We start from the raw sequence: 21,966 nt of genomic DNA on the forward strand, positions 1-21,966 counted from the left end.
GAATAATAAAGGAAAACACAATGAATCTAGATCAAGCGCGCTTTTTCATGGTAGAACAGCAAATTCGCCCTTGGGATGTTTTGGACCCCAAAATTCTTGATTTATTAATGGATATTCCTCGTCATTTATTTGTGGAAGCTGGCAATGAAGCATTGGCATACTCGGATATCGAGTTACCGATTGGCCATAACCAAACCATGATGGCTCCAAAAATTGAAGGCCGTCTTCTGCAAGCTCTAGATATTGATGAAAATGACACTGTACTGGAAATTGGTACAGGTTCAGGCTACATGACGGCGTTGATGGCAAACTTAGGCAAATCGGTTACCACCGTTGAACTCCATCAAGATATTTTGGATATCGCTAAGGCTCGTTTGGAGGATTACACAAACATTGAATTTGCTTGTGGTGATGCGTCTCAAGGTTGGAATGATGGCAAACAATACGATGCGATTGTATTGACCGGTTCGACTCAAACCGTACCACAAAGCTATAAAGAACAACTAACACTGGGTGGCAGACTAGCGGTTATCACAGGTGAATCACCAGCCATGAGTGCTCAAGTCATTACTCGCATCAGCGATCAAGAATGGGAAACGGAAACGTTATTTGAAACAGACTTGGCGCCGTTAACCAATGCTAACCCTGAAAGCACTTTTGCGTTCTAAAATCTCCCCCCAGTAAAAATCCCTCTCTACTCATTGGCTAATCGACCCCTGATTAGCCTCTAGAGTCACAACCTAACTAGTAACTTAACGTACCATTTAATTATTTTTTCACCACATCCAATTAAATTTGATTTAGAATCAAATACGTACAACCAAACTTAATCATAAGTTTTTTTATACCCTTATCAATAAATTCTTTTGAATTCAAAAAGAAAGTTTAGCCTTTTACAATACAACCCAAGCATAAGTTTAACTTATGCAGCATAAACCACATTAATAGTAAGGAATTTCATATGGATTTGATTAGCCTCTATCCTACTTGGTACGAACCGATGCTTGGTTCTGGCTGGGTGGTTGCATTAATCGCTACATTCCACGTACTCGCTTCTCACACCTCCGTGGGTGCGGCTATGTTGTTTGCCTATCTTTCACATAAAGCTTATCGCGAAGATCGTGATGACCTGCTTGATTTCATTAAAAAGTATGGTCTTTTTTTAATGGTATTCACCTATGTTGCCGGCTCGATTACCGGACCTGGGATTTGGTACTCCACTACCGTTGCTAGCCCGAACGGGATTGGCGCTTTAATCCACTCATTTGTTTGGAAATGGGCTACTGAATGGGTCTTCTTCGTTATTGAAGTAGTGGGCGTTTACATGATTGTTTACCTTGTAGGTAAAGTGGATAAACGTACCCATATGAAAATCTCCATCATTTTTGGTGTCGCTTCTTTTGCTACATTGCTGATTATCGTTGGTATCTTGTCGTTCATGATGTTACCTGGTAAAGAAGTATGGTTTGAAGAGGGAGGCTATCTAAATGGTTTCTACGGTACCAACACCTTTATTCAAACAGGCATGCGTATCGCCTTCATGTTCACCATGACTGCGGTAGTCGGTGGAATTGTCGTTGCCGGCATTAAAGACCCCGCATTCAAAAAAGAGATGGCGCGTAAATTGGGTTGGTTAGGGATTATCTCAACCTTAGTAGGTGCCGCTCTATTCCAACTATATTTGACCGCAGTACCAGAGCAAGCATTATTGGTGATGGAAAACCGTCTACCAGATTATTTTGGCCCAAGTATTATGATTGTATTAGCGGGAACTTTAGGCTACTTCATCGTAACCATGCTACAGCCAAAGATTATTGTTGAAAGCTTTGCCGGAGCGATGGCGGTCATCATCCTAGTGGCCGGTTTATGGCCAGAAGAGACCGCTCGTGAATCCATGCGTAAACCTTATGTTGCGGGTCAATATGTCTATTCAAACCAAGTGATTGGTCGTGATGTCCCAGGGATGGATATTAAATCCCAGCTACCGACTATCGAAAAAGTCGGTATCTTAAAAGCACACCCGTTCACCCCAGAACATCTACAAACGGTTAATGCCGGCAACAAAATCCAGGCAGGTGAATATATCGCCATGGTTTATTGCTCAAACTGTCACTCTCCAAGTGAAACCGGGATTCGCCCTCTGCACCGTTATTTCCCAGACGGCGTAACCGAAGAACGTATGCAGAAGTACGTCAAAGGGGTTCTAACAACAGGAAATATCGCTTATATGCCGAAAATGCCAATGTTAGATTCTGAAGTTGAAGCTTTATCGGCTTACCTTGTTATGAATAACAATGGGGGTCAGAAAGCAATCACCGCGGCAATTAAACAAGAAGTTGAAAACCGTGACCGTGCTTTAGTTGAGAAGAATGCAATGGACAAAGTTGCAGTACTTGAACTCTCACAGGAGGTGAAATAATGGACGCTTCACAAGTTACTCAAGTAACCGAGATGATGTATGCACTGCGTAATCCTGCTGGCATACCAACCTACCCTATTATCTTTATCGGCTTAGGGGTATTGACCTTTGCCTTGCACATTCTGTTTGTACAGTTGATGCTGGGTACATCAGTCATCACCATTTTTGGTGCTTTTAAAAACGATGCTAAATGGCGTCGTCTAGCGGCAGCGATGCTTGAAATTGCAAAAGTTTCAGTATCGGTCGCCATTGTAATCGGTGTTGCTCCCCTGCTGTTCGTGCAGGTGGTTTATGACCCACACTGGTATACCTCGAACGTACTATCTGCCGTATGGGTAATTGCGTTTATCGTAATTCTCATCTTTGCTTATTGGGCTATGTATGCCTACTACTTCATGAACAGTAAAGAGAAAGATAAAACCAAAGAACCAAAAGGCAAAGTTTGGATGCTAACCAGCTTGGCTTTGATGTTAGTGGTCGGTTTTATCATGCACAGCCTAACTTCTCAGATACTACATCCAGAATTATGGAAAGAGTGGTATGTGCAAAACGGTGTGATTGATTACTCAGGTACTCAGTTGCATGCATACAACCTATGGCGTTTCGCGTTCTTTATCAGCATGGCAATCCCTGTAACAGGCGGCATGTTAGTGACTTACCGTCGCTTTAAAATGGTTCGTGAAGACGCTGACCATGAATACCTGAACTGGGCAGCCAAGATTGGTAAAAAATGGATAAAACTTGGCTCTGTAATCTCTGCGCTTTTATATGTTGCTTGGATGATGACCATTCCAGAAACTGCAGGTGATTTTGCAACCTCTTTCTGGGGCATTATCGGTGGCGTTATGGTTCTGTTCTATGCAATTTGGGCTCAGGTTCGTTTACGTGGTGATGCCATGTTCTGTAGCTATATGGCTCTGCCGATGGCTTTAGTGATTGGTCTAGTGGTCGCCATTTCGCGTGAAATGCTTCGTTATGGCATCTTAGATGGTTTCTTCGGTTACGATTTCATGGACTATAAGGTCGTTATGGACTGGTACTCAACAGGCCTGTTCTTCTTAACCTTTGCGATTGTAGGTGGTACGGTTTTAGCCTACTTCCTGACGATTGCTTGGCAGGCTGGCCAAACCGTGGGGGTTTACACACCAAGCCCAATGGTTAACCGTATGGGAACTATCGCTATCTGGGTGGTGGCTATTTGGACACTGCAATTCTTTGTGGTCGGTTTTTACGTGTGGGCGCAATAGGAGAATAATATGAAAACGAAATTATTAATCAGTGCCTTCGCTCTTACGCTTGCTCAACCGGTCTTGGCGGAAGGACAAAATCCTATCGCAACGGGCTCGGCCATGGCTTGGCAATGTGCTCCTTGTCACGGCACCAACGGACAAGAGTTTTTAGAAGCCATGCCACCTTTAGCGGGGATGCCTGTGGAACAGTTCACCAAAGCAATGATTGCTTACCGTGAAGGTACTCGTCCTGCAATCATTATGGATCGTGTGGCACGTGGGTTTACCGATGCAGAAATCGAAGCGATGGCTGTTTGGTTTGAAAAGCAGCCTCTTAAGCAGTGGGAAAACACAAGCTTAAATGAAGCACAAAAAGCAAATTCGACAGGAGGTCAAAAATGAGCCAGTTAGAAAATAAGACTTTTGATCAAAAAATCACCCGTCGTGACTTAATCAAACTGTTTGGTGCCACTGCTGTTGCAGGTACGGGGATTTTTGGGGCAAGCAAACAAGCGTTTGCAAAATCGGCCGCCCACGTAGTGGTTTTAGGTGGTGGTGTTGGTGGTTCAACTTTTGCAAAATACCTACGTTTCGCAGACCCTGACGTAAAAATCACCATTATTGAACAAGAGCCGGAATACATTACTTGTTTAAGAAGTAATGACGTCATTGTAGGGATGCACACTTTAGATGAACTGACATTCAACCTAAATACCGTCAGTTCGAAATACCATATCAATGTCATCATCGATAAGGTGGTTGGAGCAGATTTTGACAAGAAAACAGTCCGCACTCAAAAGGGCCAAACCGTTTCTTATGACAAGTTAGTGGTTTCCCCTGGTATCGACTTTAAGTTTGAAGACTATGAAGGTTATGACGCGGAATTAGCCGCTGGCGATTTTCCACATGCCTATAAGGCTGGCCCTCAAACTCTTAAGTTAAGAGAGCAATTACTTGCTATGCCGCAAGGTGGTACCGCGATTATCGCTCCACCACAAAACCCTTTCCGTTGTCCTCCAGGACCATACGAAAGAGCTTCATTCTTTGCCGAGCATTTTAAAAAGCACAATCCTACGGCCAAGTTGATTGTACTTGACCCTAAAGACCGTTTTACTAAGGATGTACCCTTTAAGAAGGCCTGGGAACGTTTATACGGCTACAAGTCAGATAACTCTTTAATTGAATGGGTATCTGGTTCTGAAGGCGGTCGAGTAGTACGTTTAGATGCCGCAACCAAAACGGTTGAGACGGATGGTGGCGATTTTAAAGCTGATGTAATCAATATCATCCCTAATCAGCGTGCGGGTGTCTTGGCACAGAAGCTAGGGTTAACCAACTCTTCTGGCTGGTGTCCTATTGAACGAAACACCATGGAATCGTCCATTCAAAAAGAAGTCTATGTATTAGGTGACAGCTCAATTGCCGATGCGATGCCTAAATCAGGTTATTCTGCCAATTCACAAGCGAAGGTTTGTGCGCAAGCGGTTGCTGACACCCTTAAAGGGCAAACTCCTGGTACGGCAATCTACTCGAATGTTTGCTACAGTCTAGCGGGTGAAAACTACGGTGTATCCATCGCGGCGATTTACGAAGTACGTGACGGACTGATTCAACCAAAAGGCAAATCAGCAGGTGTTTCACCTATTACGGAAAAAACAGCGCAACCAATTCTAGAAGCGGTTTACCAAAAGAACTGGCAACGTGAATTTGTTAAAGATGTGTTCTCTTAATGAAAAGTAGTGAGGAAAAAGATATGTTAAAACAGACTTTATTAGTCACTGCTTTAGTTTCAGCAACTCTTGCGAGCAGTGCGGCATTCTCGGGTCATGATGAAAAACCTCATGCATCTTCTTGGTCTAACTTCGCCTTAGAAAACCAGATCAAGGCGATGCCTCGAGGTGAGGCTACAAACGGCCAAAAGATTCATGAACAGATGATGTGTAATGCATGCCATGGTGAAAAGGGAGAATCCCCTTCCCGTAACTATGCATCGTTAAATGGTCAAACGGCTGAATACACCACTAAGATGATGTTAGATTATCGAGATGGTCGTCGCTGGGAAAACTATAAACAAGCCAATATTATGGTTAAGCTTGCCAAAGCAATGGATGACCAACAGATTGCCGATGTAGCGGCTTTTTATGCCAGCAATCCAGCAACGACCTGGGATATCGAAACCAAGCCGGTTGCAGCCGATATCGACCGACTGGTACGTAAAGGTGATGTAAGCCGCATGATAGTACCTTGCGCATCTTGTCATGGTGCTCATGGCGAAGGTAAAGGCATTACCCCAGCCATTGCCGGCCAAGTTCCAGAATACTTTGTACGCACCATGAAAGCTTATCAAGGAAAACATCGTCATAACGATGTCAACGAAGGCATGGCACAATTCACCCACGACTTAACGGATGATGAAATCCAAGCGTTAGCGTATTACTACGCGACGTTGAATAAACAAGGAGACAATCATGACAGGAATTAAAGCCATTATTTGGGGGTTAATTTTAACGTTTGGCTCCATTGCGTTAATGTGGTGGTTAAGCACGTTGACCGTGGTTGCAGTATAAAAACAGCAACCGACTCTCCTAAAAAACGCCTCTCGAAAGATTTTGAGAGGCATCCTTTTACCTCTGTAAGAATCATTGGTTTTGTAAACTGATCTATTCATCCGATATGAGTTTACAAAACCAAGTATTTTTAAAAACGATTATTCCCTGAAACAAAAGACCCAACATGATGAAAACGTTACAAACACTCTCAATTTTAGAAGGAAGTTCTCTGCTGCTTTTACTGTTTGTCGCAGTGCCCATGAAACGTTTGGCTGGGGTTCCTGAAGCGGTCACGATTATAGGGCCGATTCACGGCGCTTTATTTATCCTCTTTAACCTGTTTATTTTCTATGCAATCTCAAAACTCAAGTTAAAAAAGAAATATGCCGCCGTAGGATTCATTGCCTCTCTCATTCCTTTTGGTAGTTTTGTATACAAAGCAAAAGTGCTTAGCCGTAGAAGTGCTTTTCGCTAACCGATTGTCTTTTCTTCACATATAACAGGAAAACAACATGTTACAAAGATTACAAAATATCGCTTATTTTCCGGCCAGCTTCTTTGGCATGATTATGGGGTTAAGCGGACTGAGCATCGCCTTTATCGAACTGGCAAAAATCTACAATAGTAGCGCATCATTCGTTGACCTATCACTTGGTTTGACCGTGTTACTATTTGCGATTTTACTGACCATGTACGGTTATAAAATTCTCAAGTTTCCAAAAGAGGTCATTGCGGAACTTAAACACCCCATCAAAATGAACTTTGTACCCACAATCAGCATTAGTCTATTGTTACTAAGCATCGCTTTCTATAATCTAGGATACGCGGAGTTATCCAAATACCTATGGATCTCAGGTGCCATCTTACAAATTAGTCTGACCTATTGGGTATTGTACAACTGGATTCACCATGACTTCTTTACTCCAGAACACTCCAACCCCGCTTGGTTTATTCCGATTGTCGGTAATATTGTGGTACCTATCGTCGGCATTCACCACGCGCCAATCGAAGTCAGCTGGTTCTTTTTCTCCGTTGGCATCATTTTTTGGATTATTGTTAAAGCGATTTTGGTCAACCGGATTATCTTTCACACGCCATTACAGCAAAAACTCATCCCAACTTTATTCATCTTTATCGCCCCTCCTGCGGTGGGCTTTATCTCTTACCTGGCGTTAAACAACCAAGAACTTAACCAGTTTGCCATGGTGTTGTATTTCTTCGGTTTAGCCATGACGCTGTTAATGTTGGTATCGGCAGGCAAGTTTATGAAACTGAGTTTTGCCTTATCTTGGTGGGCCTTTACCTTCCCATTAGCCGCTATGGCAATTGCCAGTTATAAGATGGCGCACATCACCCAGCATGAGGTTTATCTCTATATCGGCATAGCCATCCACCTGTTTTTACTATTCATCGTTTTGCTGTTCTTGGCCAAAACCAGTAAAGCCGTATATCTACAGCAAATCTGTAATGACCAACACTAATAAAACCTTATGAACCAGAACGAACTAACAGAAGTGTTCAGTGTAAATATGGAGGCGCGTGACCATGAGTGTGATATACAGGGCGTGGTTAATAATGCCCACTATCAACACTATTTTGAACACGCTCGGCATCGGTTTTTGCTTGATCACCAGATAGATTTCGCCCAACTTGCCAAACAAGGCATAAACCTGATGGTCGCTAAAATCGAGATTGAATATAAGTCGTCCATTCGAGCGCATGATCAATTCAGGGTCAGCTTGACACCACACCGAGAGTCACGCTTGAAAGTCTGTTTTGAACAGCACATATACAGCAATGAAACTGATGCACTTTTAGCCAGTGCCAAAACCACGGTGGTGACCGTTGATAATCAGAACAAACCGATGCGTAACAGCCCGCTGGATTCCTTGTTTTAATCTGAGCAGTGTTTTTACTCAAGCGCCTTTACTTAAGCGCTCTATATCTTAAGGACAATCATGAAAATCGCCATTACCAGCCCAAACGCTAAAACCATTTCCGGCCACGCGGGCAAATGCCCAGGGTACTTAATCTATGAGATTGACCAAGATAAAAATATCAAGAAATCTCATATTAAATTATCCAAAGAGCAGGTTTTCAAAAACTTCTCGGGAGCTCTATCTCAAAACCCCGAACATCCTCTTTATGGTATCAGTGTTTTTATTACCCAAGGTCTGGGAGAAAGATTAAGTAATCGTTTAAGCCAAGATAACATCCGGATTTACACCACCACGGAAGAGGACCCTGAAGTTATCATTCAATCCATCGTCAATGCCTAGACAAAGCGGTTACCAATCGACCAGGCCTGGTTAAAACCAGAATAGAGTCCAGTTTGTTAAACAATCTTTGCTCTAAACAGAAACTAAGCCGTCATGAAGTGACGAAATGCTTTGAAAATCGCCGTTATTGAAAAACCCTACATTAGCCAAGCCAACATAGGGTTTTGATTTTTCAGCGTTTACATTTAAAGATTTTTGTTTTCTGTTAGCAAATGCTGGAAATGGCAATTCCATCGAATTCACCACAGAGACTAAATGAGCTTTAAGCTAGATCGAAACGATCGGCGTTCATCACCTTTGTCCACGCCGCAATAAAGTCATTTACGAACTTCACTTGATTATCATCCTGTGCATAAACTTCGGCATAGGAGCGCAAAACCGAGTTCGAGCCAAAGACTAAATCGACCCGTGTGGCCGTCCACTTAACCGCACCCGATTTACGATCACGAAGTTCGTAGCTATTCTCTCCGGTTGGATGCCAGCTATTCGCCATATCCGTTAAATTCACGAAGAAATCGTTGCTCAATACACCTTCACGATGAGTAAATACGCCGTGTTTACTACCACTATGATTGGTATCCAAAACTCGCATCCCACCTACTAACACCGTCATCTCCGGAGCGGTTAAACCTAACAGTTGCGCACGATCCAACATCATCTCTTCAGGCGAAACCACATAATCCGCTTTCAACCAGTTGCGGAAACCATCGTGTACTGGCTCAAGATATTCAAACGACTCTACATCCGTCATATCTGCCGTTGCGTCACCACGACCAGGAGCAAATGGCACCGTCACCGCCACACCCGCATGATTCGCCGCAGATTCAACCGCTGCCGTACCACCCAGTACGATTAAATCGGCCATACTCACGGGTTTATCAAGCCCGGATTGAATGCCTTCAAGTACACCCAACACTTTGCGTAAACGTTCAGGTTCATTACCTGCCCAATCTTTTTGGGGCGCTAGGCGGATGCGGGCACCATTCGCACCACCACGCATATCGGAACCACGATAAGTACGAGCGCTATCCCATGCAGTGGCAACCAAATCGGAAACACTCAATCCTGAGGCTAAGATTTTTGCTTTGAGTTCCGCGATTTCTGCAGCATCTAACGTATAGTCAACCGCAGGGATCGGATCTTGCCAAATCAAGTCTTCATCAGGTACATCCGCTCCTAAATAACGCGCTTTTGGACCTAAATCACGGTGGGTCAGCTTAAACCACGCGCGAGCGAAAACTTCTGAGAAATAGTCTGGATTCTCATAGAACTTCTTAGAGATTTCTCGATAAATCGGATCTTTGATCATCGCCATATCCGCATCGGTCATAATCGGGTTATAACGCTTGCTAGGGTCTTCAACATCAACAGGCTTGTCTTCCTCCTTGATGTTAATTGGCTCCCACTGATGCGCTCCTGCAGGTGATTTTTTCAATTCCCAATCATAGTTGAACAACAGGTAGAAGTAGCCGTTATCCCATTGCGTTGGATGAGTTGTCCAAGCCCCTTCAATCCCGCTAGAAACCGTGTTACGCCCAATACCGCGCGAGGTATGGTTGTTCCAACCCAGTCCCTGCTCTTCAATAGCGGCCGCTTCCGGGTCGGCACCTAATTCAGCCGGGTCACCATTACCATGGCACTTACCAACTGTATGACCACCGGCTGTCAAAGCGACGGTTTCTTCATCATTCATCGCCATGCGTTTAAAGGTGGTTCGTACATCTTCCGCCGTTTTCAACGGATCGGGATGACCATCCACCCCTTCAGGGTTGACATAAATCAACCCCATCATGACCGCGGCCAATGGATTTTCTAAATCGCGTTCACCAGAATAACGACTCCCTTCACTGCCACTAGGCGCTAGCCACTCTTTCTCAGAACCCCAGTAGATATCTTTTTCTGGATGCCAAATATCTTCACGCCCCCCTGCAAAACCGAATGTTTTAAGCCCCATGGATTCATACGCCATATTTCCAGCCAAAATCATTAAATCCGCCCAGGAGATTTTGTTGCCGTATTTCTTTTTAATCGGCCACAAAATACGTCGAGCCTTATCTAAGTTAACGTTGTCTGGCCAACTGTTCAGTGGAGCAAAACGTTGGTTGCCGGTACCCGCACCACCGCGTCCATCAGCAACCCGATACGAACCCGCCGAGTGCCAAGCCATTCGAATCATCAAACCACCGTAGTGTCCCCAGTCAGCCGGCCACCACTCTTGGCTATCGGTCATCAATGCTTTCAAGTCATTTTTAAGGGCTTCTAAATCCAATGTTTTAAAGGCGGCGGCGTAATTGAAATCGTCAGACATCGGGTTGGTTTTCTTATCGTGCTGATGAAGAATGTCTAAATTCAACGCATTAGGCCACCAATCCATTACCGAAGACTGTGTTTCAGTATTCGCACCGTGCATTACAGGACATTTTCCGTGAGACATAACTAACTCCTTTGTTTTGTTGAGGTCTTGGATGATATTTATCTTTGAACATCCTGCAATAATCTGTCTAATCAATTAAACCTAACTAATTGATAGTTTTATTCTATATAAGTATTCGCTTTAATAGTTTTTCCCCTTTTATAGGCCTTTAAACGCTAAACCAGATTATTTCAGACAGTACAATCTTCAGTAATTAGACTTATGGATTTTATTAATGCCAACATAACCTTTTTAAATTTCACTAAATCCAGCTACACCTAAAACGAAAAAAGCCAGCAAAAAAGCTGGCTTTTCAGAACCCATCTCAAAAAAATGATGAGTTTAATCTATGCACTCCAAAGCATCATAATAAAAAATATGTTTAATGCGCAATGTCCTGCTTTTTCTGAATCGATTTGATATTGATCAGCATGGCAATCGAGATGATTAAAGCCACACCAAAGAAACCTGAGAATACATATAAAGTTTCTGAATAAGAACCGGTAGCATCCTTAACCATTGAAATAATCAATGGCCCCACCAATCCTGCGGCCGCCCATGCTGTTAGGATATAACCATGGATTGCACCCAACTCTTTGGTTCCAAAAATATCACCGATATACGCTGGAATGGATGCAAATCCACCACCATAACAAGACATAATGAAATACAAGATTACCTGGAAAATGATAATTTCAGCAATCGAGGGCAAAGTGTAAAACGCCACAGCCTGGGTAGCAAAGAAAATAATATAGACAATCGGACGGGTTAAATAATCCGATAACGATGCCCAGAAAATACGGCCCGCACCATTGAAAATTCCCATTAAACCAACCGCTGCGGCGGCAACCAACGCAGAGACACCCAGAACCTCTTGCAGTAATGGGGAGGCCACACCAATAATCGCGATACCGCAGGTCACGTTAATGAACAGCATTAACCATAGGCCATAGAATCTTGGAGTCTTAACCGCTTCATGCAGTCCTAGCATGGCAAGGTCTTGTTTGATTGTTTTATGGCCAGCTTCCACTTTCTTCTTGAAGCCTTCAGGCAAATAACCCTCTTCCGGTTTTTCTAAATACAGTGCCGATGCAAACATAATCACAAAGTAGGTTGTACCCAAAACAATAAATGTTGTGGATAAACCAATCGATGAAATCAACACTTTAATGGTTGGCCCCCAGATTGCCGATGCGAATCCAAAGCCCATAATGGCCAAACCGGTGGCCAAACCACGTTTATCTGGAAACCACTTCACCAGTGTGGAAACCGGTGCGATATAACCAATACCTAATCCACAACCGCCAACGACCCCGTAAAAGAAGTATAAAAGCATTTTGGATTCCATCAAAATGGCAAGACCAGAACCTACCGTTCCCAAACCAAATAACACCGCAGCGATAATAGCCGAAACTTTTGGGCCATTTCTCTCAACAAACTTACCCATTAAAGCGGCGGATAAACCTAAGAAGAAAATCGCGATACTAAACGCAATCGTAACGTCGGTTAACGTCCAATTCATCTCTTCTTTAATCGGGTTAACGTATACACTCCAAGCGTATACCGAGCCGATACAAATATGAACCCCTACTGCGGCTAAGGCCATCAGCCATCTATTTTTTCCCATCTGATATTATCTCCAAAAATTTTATGCAAATTATATTGAAATCTAGCTGTGTTAATATCGTAGAAAACCCCTGATATGTCCATATCTTAAGGTGATTATCAGAACCAAAGATTCTTACACCCATATAAAAATTTACAATTTTCAAAAGCTGGATTTAGCAACAATATCTAAAACAGCTCAACCTACCAGGCCTGGTCACATTTCAAACCAAAAATTTCAGGCAATAAAAAACCCCATAAATCGTTGAGATTTACAGGGTTTTAAGAAAACCTTTTTAGCGAGCGTTTTTGTCAAGGTCAAGGCGGATTCAAGTGAAGTTTACGTAGTTAACCAACTTGGGTAAACGAGTTTGAATCCAACACAGATAGTGGCAAAGCCAGCCAACCTACCAGGCCTGGTCACATTTCAAACGAAAAATTTCAGGCAATAAAAAACCCCATAAATCGTTAAGATTTACAGGGTTTTAAGAAAACCTTTTTAGCGAGCGTTTTTGTCAAGGTCAAGGCGGATTCAAGTGAAGTTTACGTAGTTAACCAACTTGGGTAAACGAGTTTGAATCCAACACAGAGATTGGCAAAACAAGCCAACCTACCAGGCCTGGTCACATTTCAAACCAAAAATTCCAGGCAATAAAAAACCCCATAAATCAAACGATTTACGGGGTTTAAACAAAACCTTTTTAGCGAGCGTTTTTGCCAAGGTCAAGGCGGTTAATGTCGAAGCTTAGTAAACTAAGCGAGTCATTAACCAACGCAGAGATTGGCAAAACAAGCCGCTAAAAAATTAGTTTTTCTCTTGGTCTACGATTTTATTGCTCGCAATCCAAGGCATCATAGCACGAAGCTTTTTACCAACTACTTCAATTCCGTGCTCAGCGTTGTTACGACGAGCCGCAGTCATTGATGGGTAACCCGCTTGACCTTCTAGGATGAACTGCTTAGCGTATTCACCTGTTTGGATGTTTTTAAGTGCTTGACGCATCGCTTCACGAGATTCTGCGTTGATAACTTGTGGACCAGTCACATACTCACCGTACTCAGCGTTGTTTGAGATTGAGTAGTTCATGTCTGCGATACCACCTTCGAACATTAGGTCAACGATAAGCTTAAGCTCATGTAAACATTCGAAGTAAGCCATCTCTGGCTCATAACCCGCTTCAACAAGGGTATCGAAACCAGCTTTAACAAGCTCAACCGCACCACCACAAAGAACCGCTTGCTCACCGAACAGGTCAGTTTCACACTCGTCACGGAAAGTAGTTTCGATGATACCTGTACGACCACCACCTACACCAGAAGCGTAAGATAGAGCGATTGCTTTTGCATTACCAGAAGCATCTTGTTCAACAGCGATCAAGTCAGGAATACCACCACCACGAACGAATTCAGAACGTACAGTGTGACCAGGTGCTTTTGGAGCGATCATGATTACGTCTAAATCTTTACGAGGAACGATTTGGTTATAGATGATTGCAAAACCGTGTGCGAATGCTAAAACCGCACCTTGCTTGATGTTTGGCTCAATCTCTTCTTTATAAAGAACTGATTGGAACTCATCTGGAGTAAGAAGCATAACAACGTCCGCACCTGCAACCGCAGTTGCAACGTCAGCCGTTTTTAGGCCGTAACCTTCTGCTTTAGCGATTGATGAAGAACCAGCACGAAGACCGACAGTAACATCAACACCAGAATCTTGTAGGTTAGCCGCGTGAGCGTGACCTTGAGAACCAAAACCAATGATAGCTACTTTTTTACCTTGGATGATTGATAGATCGCAGTCTTTATCGTAATAAACTTGCATTGTTATATCCTTACTTTAATTGAATACCTTAAACCGGTATTCGTTGTTACTAATTAAATAATATTTGAATAATATTGATTAAATCAAAATTGGGGTTTTGAAATACCCGCTTAAGTTATGCGGGCATTATCAACGACTTAGTTATACGTGTAAACACTTTTCTCCACGCATCACTCCCACTGTTCCAGAACGTACTGTTTCTAAAATCAGTACTGGATCAATGGCATCGATAAAGGCGTCTAGCTTTTTAGACTCACCCACCATCTGCACGGTGTAAGTGGTGGCGGTGACATCAATGATATCGCCTCTGAAAATATCCGCTAAACGCTTATATTCTTCACGCATATCGCCCGTTGCCGAAAGCTTGATCAACATCAGTTCACGTTCAATATGTGAACCTTCCGTCAAATCCAACACCTTCACCACATCAATTAAACGATTCAAGTGTTTAACCACCTGCTCTATTTGTGCAGAAGTACCACTGGTAACCAAAGTTAAACGTGAAAGAGAGTCGTCTTCAGTCGGTGCCACCGTTAATGCATGAATGTTATAGCCACGTGCTGAAAACAAGCCTGCAACGCGTGAAAGGGCACCCGATTCATTTTCCATTAACATCGAAATAATATGTTTCATCGTTTGCACCTATACCAAAATCATTTCATTAAGACCTGCACCGGCAGGAATCATTGGGTAAACGTTTTCTTGTTGATCCGTGATGATGTCAACAAATACCAAACGGTCTTTGTTTTTATCAGAGAACACTTCTTCAAGCTGTTCTTTCATGGTTTTAGGATCATCAATACGAACACCTACATGGCCATAAGACTCAGCCAACTTAACAAAGTCAGGCAAAGATTCCATGTATGACATTGAGTAACGGCGCTCATAGAAGAACTCCTGCCACTGACGCACCATACCTAAGAAACCGTTATTCAAGCAGATGATTTTTACCGGCAGACCATACTGCATACAAGTTGAAAGTTCTTGAATATTCATTTGAATCGAACCTTCACCCGTTACACAAATAACCGTTGCATCCGGGAACGCCATTTGCGCCCCCATCGCCGCAGGTAGACCGAAGCCCATCGTGCCCAAACCACCTGAATTCAACCAACGGCGTGGCTTATCAAATGGATAGTACTGCGCAGCGTACATTTGGTGTTGTCCAACATCTGATGCCACGTAAGCATCACCGTTAGTCACTTCCCATACAGCTTGAACCGCAGCCTGAGGTTTGATTTTAGAGCCCATGGTATCGTAGCGCAGACAATCGGTCGCACGCCATTTCTCAATCTGCTCCCACCACTCGGCTAAAGCGGCTTCATCAGATTTAAGCTCGGTATTATCTAAAATCGCGTTCATTTCCGTCAAAACCTGTTTTACAGGGCCAACGATTGGAATATCAACGATGACGTTCTTTGAGATTGACGCAGGGTCAATATCCACATGAATGATCTTAGCGTCAGGACAAAACTTCTCTAAATTACCGGTTACACGGTCGTCAAAACGCGCACCAATCGCAATAATCACATCACTGTGATGCATGGAAAGGTTCGCTTCGTAAGTTCCGTGCATACCCAACATACCTACAGATTGTTTATCCGAAGCAGGGAAAGCCCCCAACCCCATCAAAGTCTGCGTAATCGGGAAGCCTAATTTACGTGTCATTTCGGTCAGTTCAGCAGAAGCTTCACCTAAAACAACACCACCACCGGTATATAAAATAGGACGTTTGGCTGAAAGCATCATTTCTACAGCTTTCTTAATTTGTCCGCTATGGCCTTTTGTCACAGGCAAATAGGAGCGCATATCAACTTCTTGTGGATATACATAAGAGCTTTTGGCGGTTTGGATATCTTTCGGAATATCAACTACAACAGGGCCTGGTCGGCCCGTTGTTGCTAAATAAAACGCTTTTTTGAGCGTATCAGCAAGTTCGTTAACATCCTTAACTAAGAAGTTGTGTTTTACGATTGGTCTTGTAATCCCAACGGTATCAATTTCTTGGAATGCATCTAAACCAATCATTGCCGTAGGCACCTGACCGGTAATACAAACCATTGGAATCGAATCCATATAGGCGGTTGCAATACCTGTTACGGCATTGGTCGCACCAGGACCCGAAGTTACAAGGACCACTCCTGGTTTACCTGTAGAGCGCGCATAACCATCTGCAGCATGTACCGCTGCTTGTTCGTGACGCACTAAAATATGATTTAATTTATCAGCGTCCGTATCAAGGGCATCGTAAATTGGCAGAACAGCGCCACCAGGATAACCCCATATATGCTCTACTCCCTCGTCCTGAAGATAATGTACCAGGATTTGGGCACCAGTCATTTCCACAACTTAGTTCCTCTTAGTAAAAAGCCATTTTTATAAATATCAACACTTAAAAAAAACGGTTAAAAACGATACTCAAAAAAATAGCAAAAATTAGATAAAAACAGTCACTGTCTTTTTTAAGTGACAAGCGAAGAATTATATAAGATTTTGTTACTATTTAGAACCATAAAGACGGACTTTTAAGCCCTTTTTGTCATAAAAGAGCCTTAAAAATTAAGGATTTAATATCCCTTAGCAATAAATGCATAATATTTTGGGTTTATATTGGATCTTTGACCCTAACATTTAAAAGGGTTTATGCATTTTGAAATTCTGCTAAAAGCAGGTGTTTACGATAGTGGTTTAATTCATCAATCGATTCCATAATATCCGCCAAAGCCAAATGGGCACCACTTTTCTTATGCGTTTGGTAGACTTTTGGCGCCCAACGACGTGCAAGTTCTTTTAAGGTGCTGACATCTAAATTTCGATAGTGAAAAAAGCCTTCTAAAAGGGGCATTTGCTCCACCATAAAACGTCTATCCTGGCAGATGCTATTGCCACACATCGGTGATTTTCCAGACGGGACATATTGTTGTAAAAATTCAATGGTCAAACGCTCCGCCTCTTGCATGGAAACCTGACTGTCCTGCACCCGTTGAGTCAACCCGGAATTACCATGATGGGTAACACACCAGTTATCCATCAAATCCAGGTCTGCTTGATTGGTTTGAATCGCAATCACCGGGCCTTCCGCCAAAACATTCAGTTCACTATCGGTCACCACCGTCGCAATCTCAATGATCTTATGGGTTTTAGGCTCAAGCCCTGTCATCTCCAAATCAATCCAAATTAAGTTATTCTCTGACTTCATATTCATTCTCACATTCAGCAAATTGGCTTGTCACATTAAGCTGCTTATGCCATCAAACCCGCTGAAAAGCAAAGCGTTGCGCTGAACAATAACCTGACAACACCCCGCTTTATCAGAAAGGTTAACAAGCTTTTTAATGGATTTTCTACCTTGATGACAGCTCTTAACATACAATATGCGCTTATCTTAACGTAGAATTTATACAGAAAACATAGTCATCCCTAAAATACAAATAACATAGGCATATTATGAATTGGATTACCCCGCTGTTCTTAGGCGCTCTCTTTATCAACCTGTTAATTGAAGTTTGGTTGAACATCAAAAACCAGTTCCATATCGGTAAGAACCGCAATCAAGTTCCAGAAGATTTCAGTGAAACCGTCAGCTTGGAAGCTCATCAGAAAGCCGCTGACTATAGTCGTGCCAAATTACAACTTGGACGCTTAGGGCTGTTTTATGACGCGGCAATCTTATGGTTAATGACACTTGGAGGCGGGTTTCAATACATCTATTCCGCATGGTTAGGAAGCGGGCTTGAAACGCAGTGGATAGAAGTTGGCTTTTTACTTTCCACCTTATGGGTATTATCGATTCTTCACCTGCCATTCAGCCTATTGAGCACGTTTAAAATTGAAGCTGAATACGGTTTTAACAAGACCACTCCAATGAAATTCGTAAGCGATTTAATCAAACAGTGGTTGCTGATCCTTGCGTTAGGATTACCTTTGATTTGGGTTATCTTGAGCATCATGACTCAATTTATTGACCAGGCCTGGTGGTTTTATACCTGGGTGGTTTGGATGAGTTTTCAATTGATCATCATGTGGGCGTACCCGAAATGGATTGCGCCGATTTTCAACAAATTCACTCCGCTGGAAGATGAAGCGATGAAAACCCGCATTACCAATTTACTGGAACGCACCGGTTTTAAATCCAATGGGATTTTTGTGATGGACGGCTCGTCACGCTCGGGGCATGGTAACGCCTACTTCACCGGTATGGGAAAAAATAAACGTATTGTTTTCTTTGATACTTTACTAGAGAGCCTGACCCCGGAAGAAGTCGAGGCGGTTTTAGCCCATGAACTGGGGCACTTTAAACATGGACATATTCGCAAACGCCTTATAGAAGGCACTGTTTACAGCCTGATTGGTTTAGCCTTATTAGGCTGGTTGATTCAACTGCCCGAGTTTTATACAGGCCTGGGCATGATTGACCAATCACCGGCGATTGCGTTACTGCTGTTTATGACGGCCGTGCCGGTCATGTTCTTTTTTATGGGGCCTATCGGTGCCTTTAAAAGCCGCAAACATGAATTTGAGGCGGATGCCTTTGCCGCGCAACATGTCGGTGCCGAACATCTGATTTCAGCACTACTGAAAATGTATCGTGACAATGCGAGTACCTTAACGCCAGACCCAATGTATTCGGCCTATCACGATAGTCATCCACCGGCTAAAATTCGTATTGATCACTTGAAATCTTTAGCTCAAGACACTACTGAGAACACGTGAGATAAACACGGCTCCAGTTGTTTTAAAAATCATGATTTATCGCTGTATTGAGCGGTAAATCATTTTCAAAGTCAAAAACTCAATGTCAAAAATTTAGGAATATTAAATGAGTCATCCATCGCCTTTAGTTCAAGAATTGTTAAACCAACGTTGTGAAGATATGCCAAAAGGCTCTAAGCCGATTATCATTCCTACCATTGAAAGCAACTTGAGTGTTTTAGACGGTTGGGAAGCGCCGTTGAACTACGCCAATATCGCCAAAACATTCAACTTCAAAAACTACCACCAAACCATCGCGTTTGTAAATGCGGTAACCTGGCTGGCCAATAAAGAAGACCACCACCCTAAAATTTGTTTTGATTACAATAGCTGCGAAATCACCTTGACCACTCATTCCGCTAAGGGCTTAACCATGAACGACATGATTATGGCCGCTAAAATCAACGCTCTTTTAGACTAATCGAAGTGATATAACCCCTTATGGCTAAACGCAAGTTAACACATCAGCAAAAACGCCGAGTTGCGGACAAAAACCGTCCAAAACTCGCTGAGAAAAGCGTTGCAAACAGCTCTTCACATCTTGGTGAAGAGCAACCAGGCCTGGTCATAACCAGTTTTGGTAAACGTGTACTTGTTGAAGATGCTAAAGGCCGGACATTCAGTTGCGCCATTCGCCAACATCTAGGCAAATTGGTGGCAGGTGATAAGGTAATTTGGCAAACCGATTTAGAAGCCAATACCGGTGTGGTTGTGAGAGTTGAGCCTAGAACACACGAACTCAGCCGCCCTGGTTTCAGAGGGCAAACACGCATGATTGCCGCGAATATCGACTTTATCGGCATTGTCATGCCGGTTGTCCCCGGCATCCATCCGGACATGATCGACCGCTATTTAGTGGCGGCCAAACAGCTCGATATTCCGGTGATTATCATCATCAATAAAGTCGATTTACTGGAAACAGACGAAGACTGGGAAGCCATAGCCGCGCTATTGGAACCCTACGATGCCATGGGAATCGAGTTGATTCCTGCCTCGACCATATCAAGTGAAGGTTTACAAACCTTGCAAGACTTTATGGCCGATAAAAACAGTGTATTTGTCGGACCTTCCGGCGCAGGAAAATCGTCTCTTATCAATGCGTTGATTCCTGATTTGGACATTCGTGTAGGGCAACTATCCGAAGCGACCGGTTTGGGAAAACATACAACCACCAATAGCATCCTATATCACTTAAGCAAACAGAATGAGCAAAGTGATGAACTTATCGCCACCGGAAACCTAATTGATTCTCCAGGCGTCAGACAATTCAGTCCCTCCCCCTGCTCGCTTTCGGAACTAGAGAGTTATTATCCGGATTTCGCGCCCTTTCTGGGCCAATGCAAATACAATAACTGCACCCATTCGATTGAACCGAACTGTGCGATTCGAGACGCCGTCGAACAAGATGAAATCGCGTTAAGCCGCTATCAGAGTTTCCAACGTTTACTGGAAGAGTTTAAAGCGAATGCGGCCGAACAAAATCCTTAAGCTTAATCTTCACCAAGCTTTTCCTATTGAATCCTAGAGCCACACGCCCATAAAGAGAGAAATCATCTAGTTCGACACAAACCAAACGGATATTAAATACAACAAGCCCATGCTGCCAAAGATGGTTGCAATCCAAAAAAGAAAAAGCAAGCCGATATTGACCGGTTTACGAATGGCTTTAAGCACGAGCCAAGTTAACACCGATAACGCCAACGCCACCAAGAGCAAACGAATATACATCATAATAAAACCCAACTATTTATTTAAATGATAATAAGTCTATCATTCAAATCGAATAACGTCTTTTTTTAGTCGCCGTTATGCAAAACCCAAACTCACTAAATGCAATATCTTGAGTAAATTCCCCCCATATTGACAACACCAACAGCAACGCCATCTAAGGTAAAAGGGAGTTTTTTAAAGACTCTAAGCAACTTCTTACGAATTAATACATAATTTCCGGTAATATTAAGGGTTGCTCAAGTCTTCTTTCTTGACTCTAAGCCCCATTTCGTTTGTAATTGCACCCAGGGATAAAACCCGAAACTTTTTACACAGTGCTTTAGGAGAGTACAAATGAAAAATACATTAATTGCACTAGCTGCGGCTGGTTTAGTTTCTTTCGGTGCAGCTGCTCAAGCTGGTGATGCAACTGCTGGTCAAGCGGCTTTCGCTACTTGCGTTGGTTGTCACGGTGCCGCTGCTGAAGGTGGTGTTGGTCCTAAGTTAGCTGGTCAAGCTCCTGCTGACATCGTAGCTAAGCTTCACGCTTACAAAGCGGGTGAGCAAGTAGGTCCTATGACTTCTATGATGGCTCCAATGGCTGCTGGTCTTTCTGACGCAGACATGGAAAACATCGCTGCATACGTTGCTTCTCTATAATTTATAGAGTTTAACGTACTGAGAACCGCCTCGGGTTTATCCTTAGGCGGTTTTTTTATACCTGGAGTTTATGCTTTAGGCTTGATTTAATCGAGCTATCGCTATAAATTAACCCACTGTACATAAAACTTAATTCAAGAGAGAACCAATATGAAAAAACTACTGATTGCGACACTTTCAACAGGCCTACTTCTGTCAGCTAACGCACAAGCTGAAGCACCTGCAGCACCTGCTAAAGCAGCAATGTGTGTTGGTTGTCATGCTGCAGATGGTAACAGCGTTGTACCTAACTTTCCTAAACTTGCTGGCCAGCATGCGAACTATTTAGAAAAGCAATTAAAAGACTTCCGTGATGGTTTCCGTAAAGATGCGACAATGGCTACCTTTGCAAAAGGCTTAACAGACGCTGAAATCAAAGAATTAGCGGCATTTTACGCGGCACAAACAGCAAAATAAATCGCTTATGAAGATAAGTCACCAGGCCTGGTGACTTTCTAATCCGCAATAAAAAAGGCGCATACAGATGCG

At 43.1% G+C, this 21,966-nt stretch carries 23 protein-coding genes; 15 read left to right on the forward strand and 8 right to left on the reverse strand.

Annotation, left to right across the window (positions count from 1 at the left end):
* Window positions 1-20 precede the first annotated feature (20 nt).
* The 10 genes from L6421_RS07975 to L6421_RS08020 all read left to right on the forward strand — a co-directional run bounded on the left by L6421_RS07975 (window position 21) and on the right by L6421_RS08020 (window position 8,476).
* The gene (locus L6421_RS07975) at window positions 21-668 is read left to right on the forward strand and encodes a protein-L-isoaspartate O-methyltransferase family protein (protein ID WP_237261167.1); all 648 of its coding nucleotides are present in this window, start codon (window positions 21-23) and stop codon (window positions 666-668) included.
* Between the two features lie 293 nt (window positions 669-961).
* A complete protein-coding gene (locus L6421_RS07980) occupies window positions 962-2,419 on the forward strand; it encodes a cytochrome c (RefSeq protein WP_237261169.1) in 1,458 nt (485 codons plus the stop codon).
* Window positions 2,419-3,666, forward strand: coding sequence for a hypothetical protein (locus tag L6421_RS07985; protein WP_237261171.1), 1,248 nt, complete (start codon window positions 2,419-2,421; stop codon window positions 3,664-3,666). The genes L6421_RS07980 and L6421_RS07985 overlap by 1 nt, the downstream gene beginning before the upstream one ends.
* 9 nt (window positions 3,667-3,675) lie before the next feature.
* A complete protein-coding gene (locus L6421_RS07990) occupies window positions 3,676-4,050 on the forward strand; it encodes a c-type cytochrome (RefSeq protein ID WP_237261173.1) in 375 nt (124 codons plus the stop codon).
* On the forward strand, window positions 4,047-5,378 hold the full coding sequence (locus L6421_RS07995) for an NAD(P)/FAD-dependent oxidoreductase (RefSeq protein ID WP_237261175.1): 1,332 nt from the start codon (window positions 4,047-4,049) through the stop codon (window positions 5,376-5,378). Before L6421_RS07990 ends, L6421_RS07995 begins: the two co-directional genes overlap by 4 nt.
* A gap of 23 nt (window positions 5,379-5,401) precedes the next feature.
* A complete protein-coding gene (locus L6421_RS08000; RefSeq protein ID WP_237261177.1) occupies window positions 5,402-6,130 on the forward strand; it encodes a c-type cytochrome in 729 nt (242 codons plus the stop codon).
* A 251-nt stretch (window positions 6,131-6,381) separates the two neighbouring features.
* Window positions 6,382-6,672 (forward strand): DUF3817 domain-containing protein, encoded by a 291-nt coding sequence (locus tag L6421_RS08005; RefSeq protein ID WP_237261179.1) that lies wholly within the window; start codon window positions 6,382-6,384, stop codon window positions 6,670-6,672.
* Between the two features lie 37 nt (window positions 6,673-6,709).
* Window positions 6,710-7,678 (forward strand): SLAC1 anion channel family protein, encoded by a 969-nt coding sequence (locus L6421_RS08010; protein WP_237261180.1) that lies wholly within the window; start codon window positions 6,710-6,712, stop codon window positions 7,676-7,678.
* 9 nt (window positions 7,679-7,687) lie between these two features.
* Window positions 7,688-8,095, forward strand: a complete 408-nt coding sequence (locus L6421_RS08015; RefSeq protein WP_237261182.1) for an acyl-CoA thioesterase — start codon at window positions 7,688-7,690, stop codon at window positions 8,093-8,095.
* A 60-nt stretch (window positions 8,096-8,155) separates the two neighbouring features.
* Window positions 8,156-8,476 carry a NifB/NifX family molybdenum-iron cluster-binding protein gene (locus tag L6421_RS08020; protein ID WP_237261183.1) on the forward strand — a complete coding sequence of 107 codons (321 nt, stop codon included), beginning with the start codon at window positions 8,156-8,158 and terminating at the stop codon, window positions 8,474-8,476.
* A gap of 72 nt (window positions 8,477-8,548) precedes the next feature.
* On the opposite strand, the gene L6421_RS08025 is transcribed toward L6421_RS08020, so the two are convergent.
* From L6421_RS08025 to orn, 7 genes are all read right to left on the reverse strand, one after another.
* The gene (locus L6421_RS08025; protein ID WP_237261184.1) at window positions 8,549-8,710 is read right to left on the reverse strand and encodes a hypothetical protein; all 162 of its coding nucleotides are present in this window, start codon (window positions 8,708-8,710) and stop codon (window positions 8,549-8,551) included.
* Between the two features lie 28 nt (window positions 8,711-8,738).
* On the reverse strand, window positions 8,739-10,910 hold the full coding sequence (gene katG / locus L6421_RS08030) for a catalase/peroxidase HPI (protein WP_237261186.1): 2,172 nt from the start codon (window positions 10,908-10,910) through the stop codon (window positions 8,739-8,741).
* A 361-nt stretch (window positions 10,911-11,271) separates the two neighbouring features.
* Entirely contained in the window at window positions 11,272-12,516 is a 1,245-nt protein-coding gene (locus L6421_RS08035; RefSeq protein WP_237261188.1) for an L-lactate MFS transporter, read from the reverse strand.
* Window positions 12,517-13,299: 783 nt separating this feature from the next.
* The gene (ilvC, locus tag L6421_RS08040) at window positions 13,300-14,316 is read right to left on the reverse strand and encodes a ketol-acid reductoisomerase (RefSeq protein WP_237261190.1); all 1,017 of its coding nucleotides are present in this window, start codon (window positions 14,314-14,316) and stop codon (window positions 13,300-13,302) included.
* A 141-nt stretch (window positions 14,317-14,457) separates the two neighbouring features.
* The gene (ilvN, locus tag L6421_RS08045) at window positions 14,458-14,949 is read right to left on the reverse strand and encodes an acetolactate synthase small subunit (RefSeq protein ID WP_237261191.1); all 492 of its coding nucleotides are present in this window, start codon (window positions 14,947-14,949) and stop codon (window positions 14,458-14,460) included.
* A 9-nt stretch (window positions 14,950-14,958) separates the two neighbouring features.
* The gene (locus L6421_RS08050; RefSeq protein WP_237261193.1) at window positions 14,959-16,662 is read right to left on the reverse strand and encodes an acetolactate synthase 3 large subunit; all 1,704 of its coding nucleotides are present in this window, start codon (window positions 16,660-16,662) and stop codon (window positions 14,959-14,961) included.
* 295 nt (window positions 16,663-16,957) lie between these two features.
* A complete protein-coding gene (gene orn, locus L6421_RS08055; protein ID WP_237261195.1) occupies window positions 16,958-17,515 on the reverse strand; it encodes an oligoribonuclease in 558 nt (185 codons plus the stop codon).
* 248 nt (window positions 17,516-17,763) lie between these two features.
* Here orn and L6421_RS08060 point away from each other — a divergent pair, with 248 nt between their 5' ends.
* From L6421_RS08060 to rsgA, 3 genes are all read left to right on the forward strand, one after another.
* Complete coding sequence (locus tag L6421_RS08060) at window positions 17,764-19,029, forward strand: M48 family metallopeptidase (protein WP_237261197.1); 1,266 nt, start codon at window positions 17,764-17,766, stop codon at window positions 19,027-19,029.
* A gap of 106 nt (window positions 19,030-19,135) precedes the next feature.
* Complete coding sequence (locus tag L6421_RS08065; RefSeq protein ID WP_237261198.1) at window positions 19,136-19,489, forward strand: 4a-hydroxytetrahydrobiopterin dehydratase; 354 nt, start codon at window positions 19,136-19,138, stop codon at window positions 19,487-19,489.
* A gap of 20 nt (window positions 19,490-19,509) precedes the next feature.
* Entirely contained in the window at window positions 19,510-20,556 is a 1,047-nt protein-coding gene (gene rsgA / locus L6421_RS08070; protein WP_237261199.1) for a ribosome small subunit-dependent GTPase A, read from the forward strand.
* Between the two features lie 66 nt (window positions 20,557-20,622).
* On the opposite strand, the gene L6421_RS08075 is transcribed toward rsgA, so the two are convergent.
* Window positions 20,623-20,799: a hypothetical protein gene (locus L6421_RS08075; protein WP_237261201.1), complete on the reverse strand. Its 177-nt coding sequence runs from the start codon at window positions 20,797-20,799 to the stop codon at window positions 20,623-20,625.
* A gap of 333 nt (window positions 20,800-21,132) precedes the next feature.
* Between L6421_RS08075 and L6421_RS08080 the strand changes: the two genes are divergently transcribed.
* Together L6421_RS08080 and L6421_RS08085 are read left to right on the forward strand one after the other, a co-directional pair.
* Complete coding sequence (locus L6421_RS08080) at window positions 21,133-21,438, forward strand: c-type cytochrome (protein ID WP_237261203.1); 306 nt, start codon at window positions 21,133-21,135, stop codon at window positions 21,436-21,438.
* Window positions 21,439-21,588: 150 nt separating this feature from the next.
* Complete coding sequence (locus L6421_RS08085; protein WP_237261205.1) at window positions 21,589-21,894, forward strand: c-type cytochrome; 306 nt, start codon at window positions 21,589-21,591, stop codon at window positions 21,892-21,894.
* Window positions 21,895-21,966: the final 72 nt, after the last annotated feature.

The sequence above is a fragment of the Thiomicrorhabdus immobilis genome (assembly GCF_021654855.1).
In the GTDB taxonomy this organism is placed as follows: Bacteria; Pseudomonadota; Gammaproteobacteria; order Thiomicrospirales; family Thiomicrospiraceae; genus Thiomicrorhabdus; species Thiomicrorhabdus immobilis.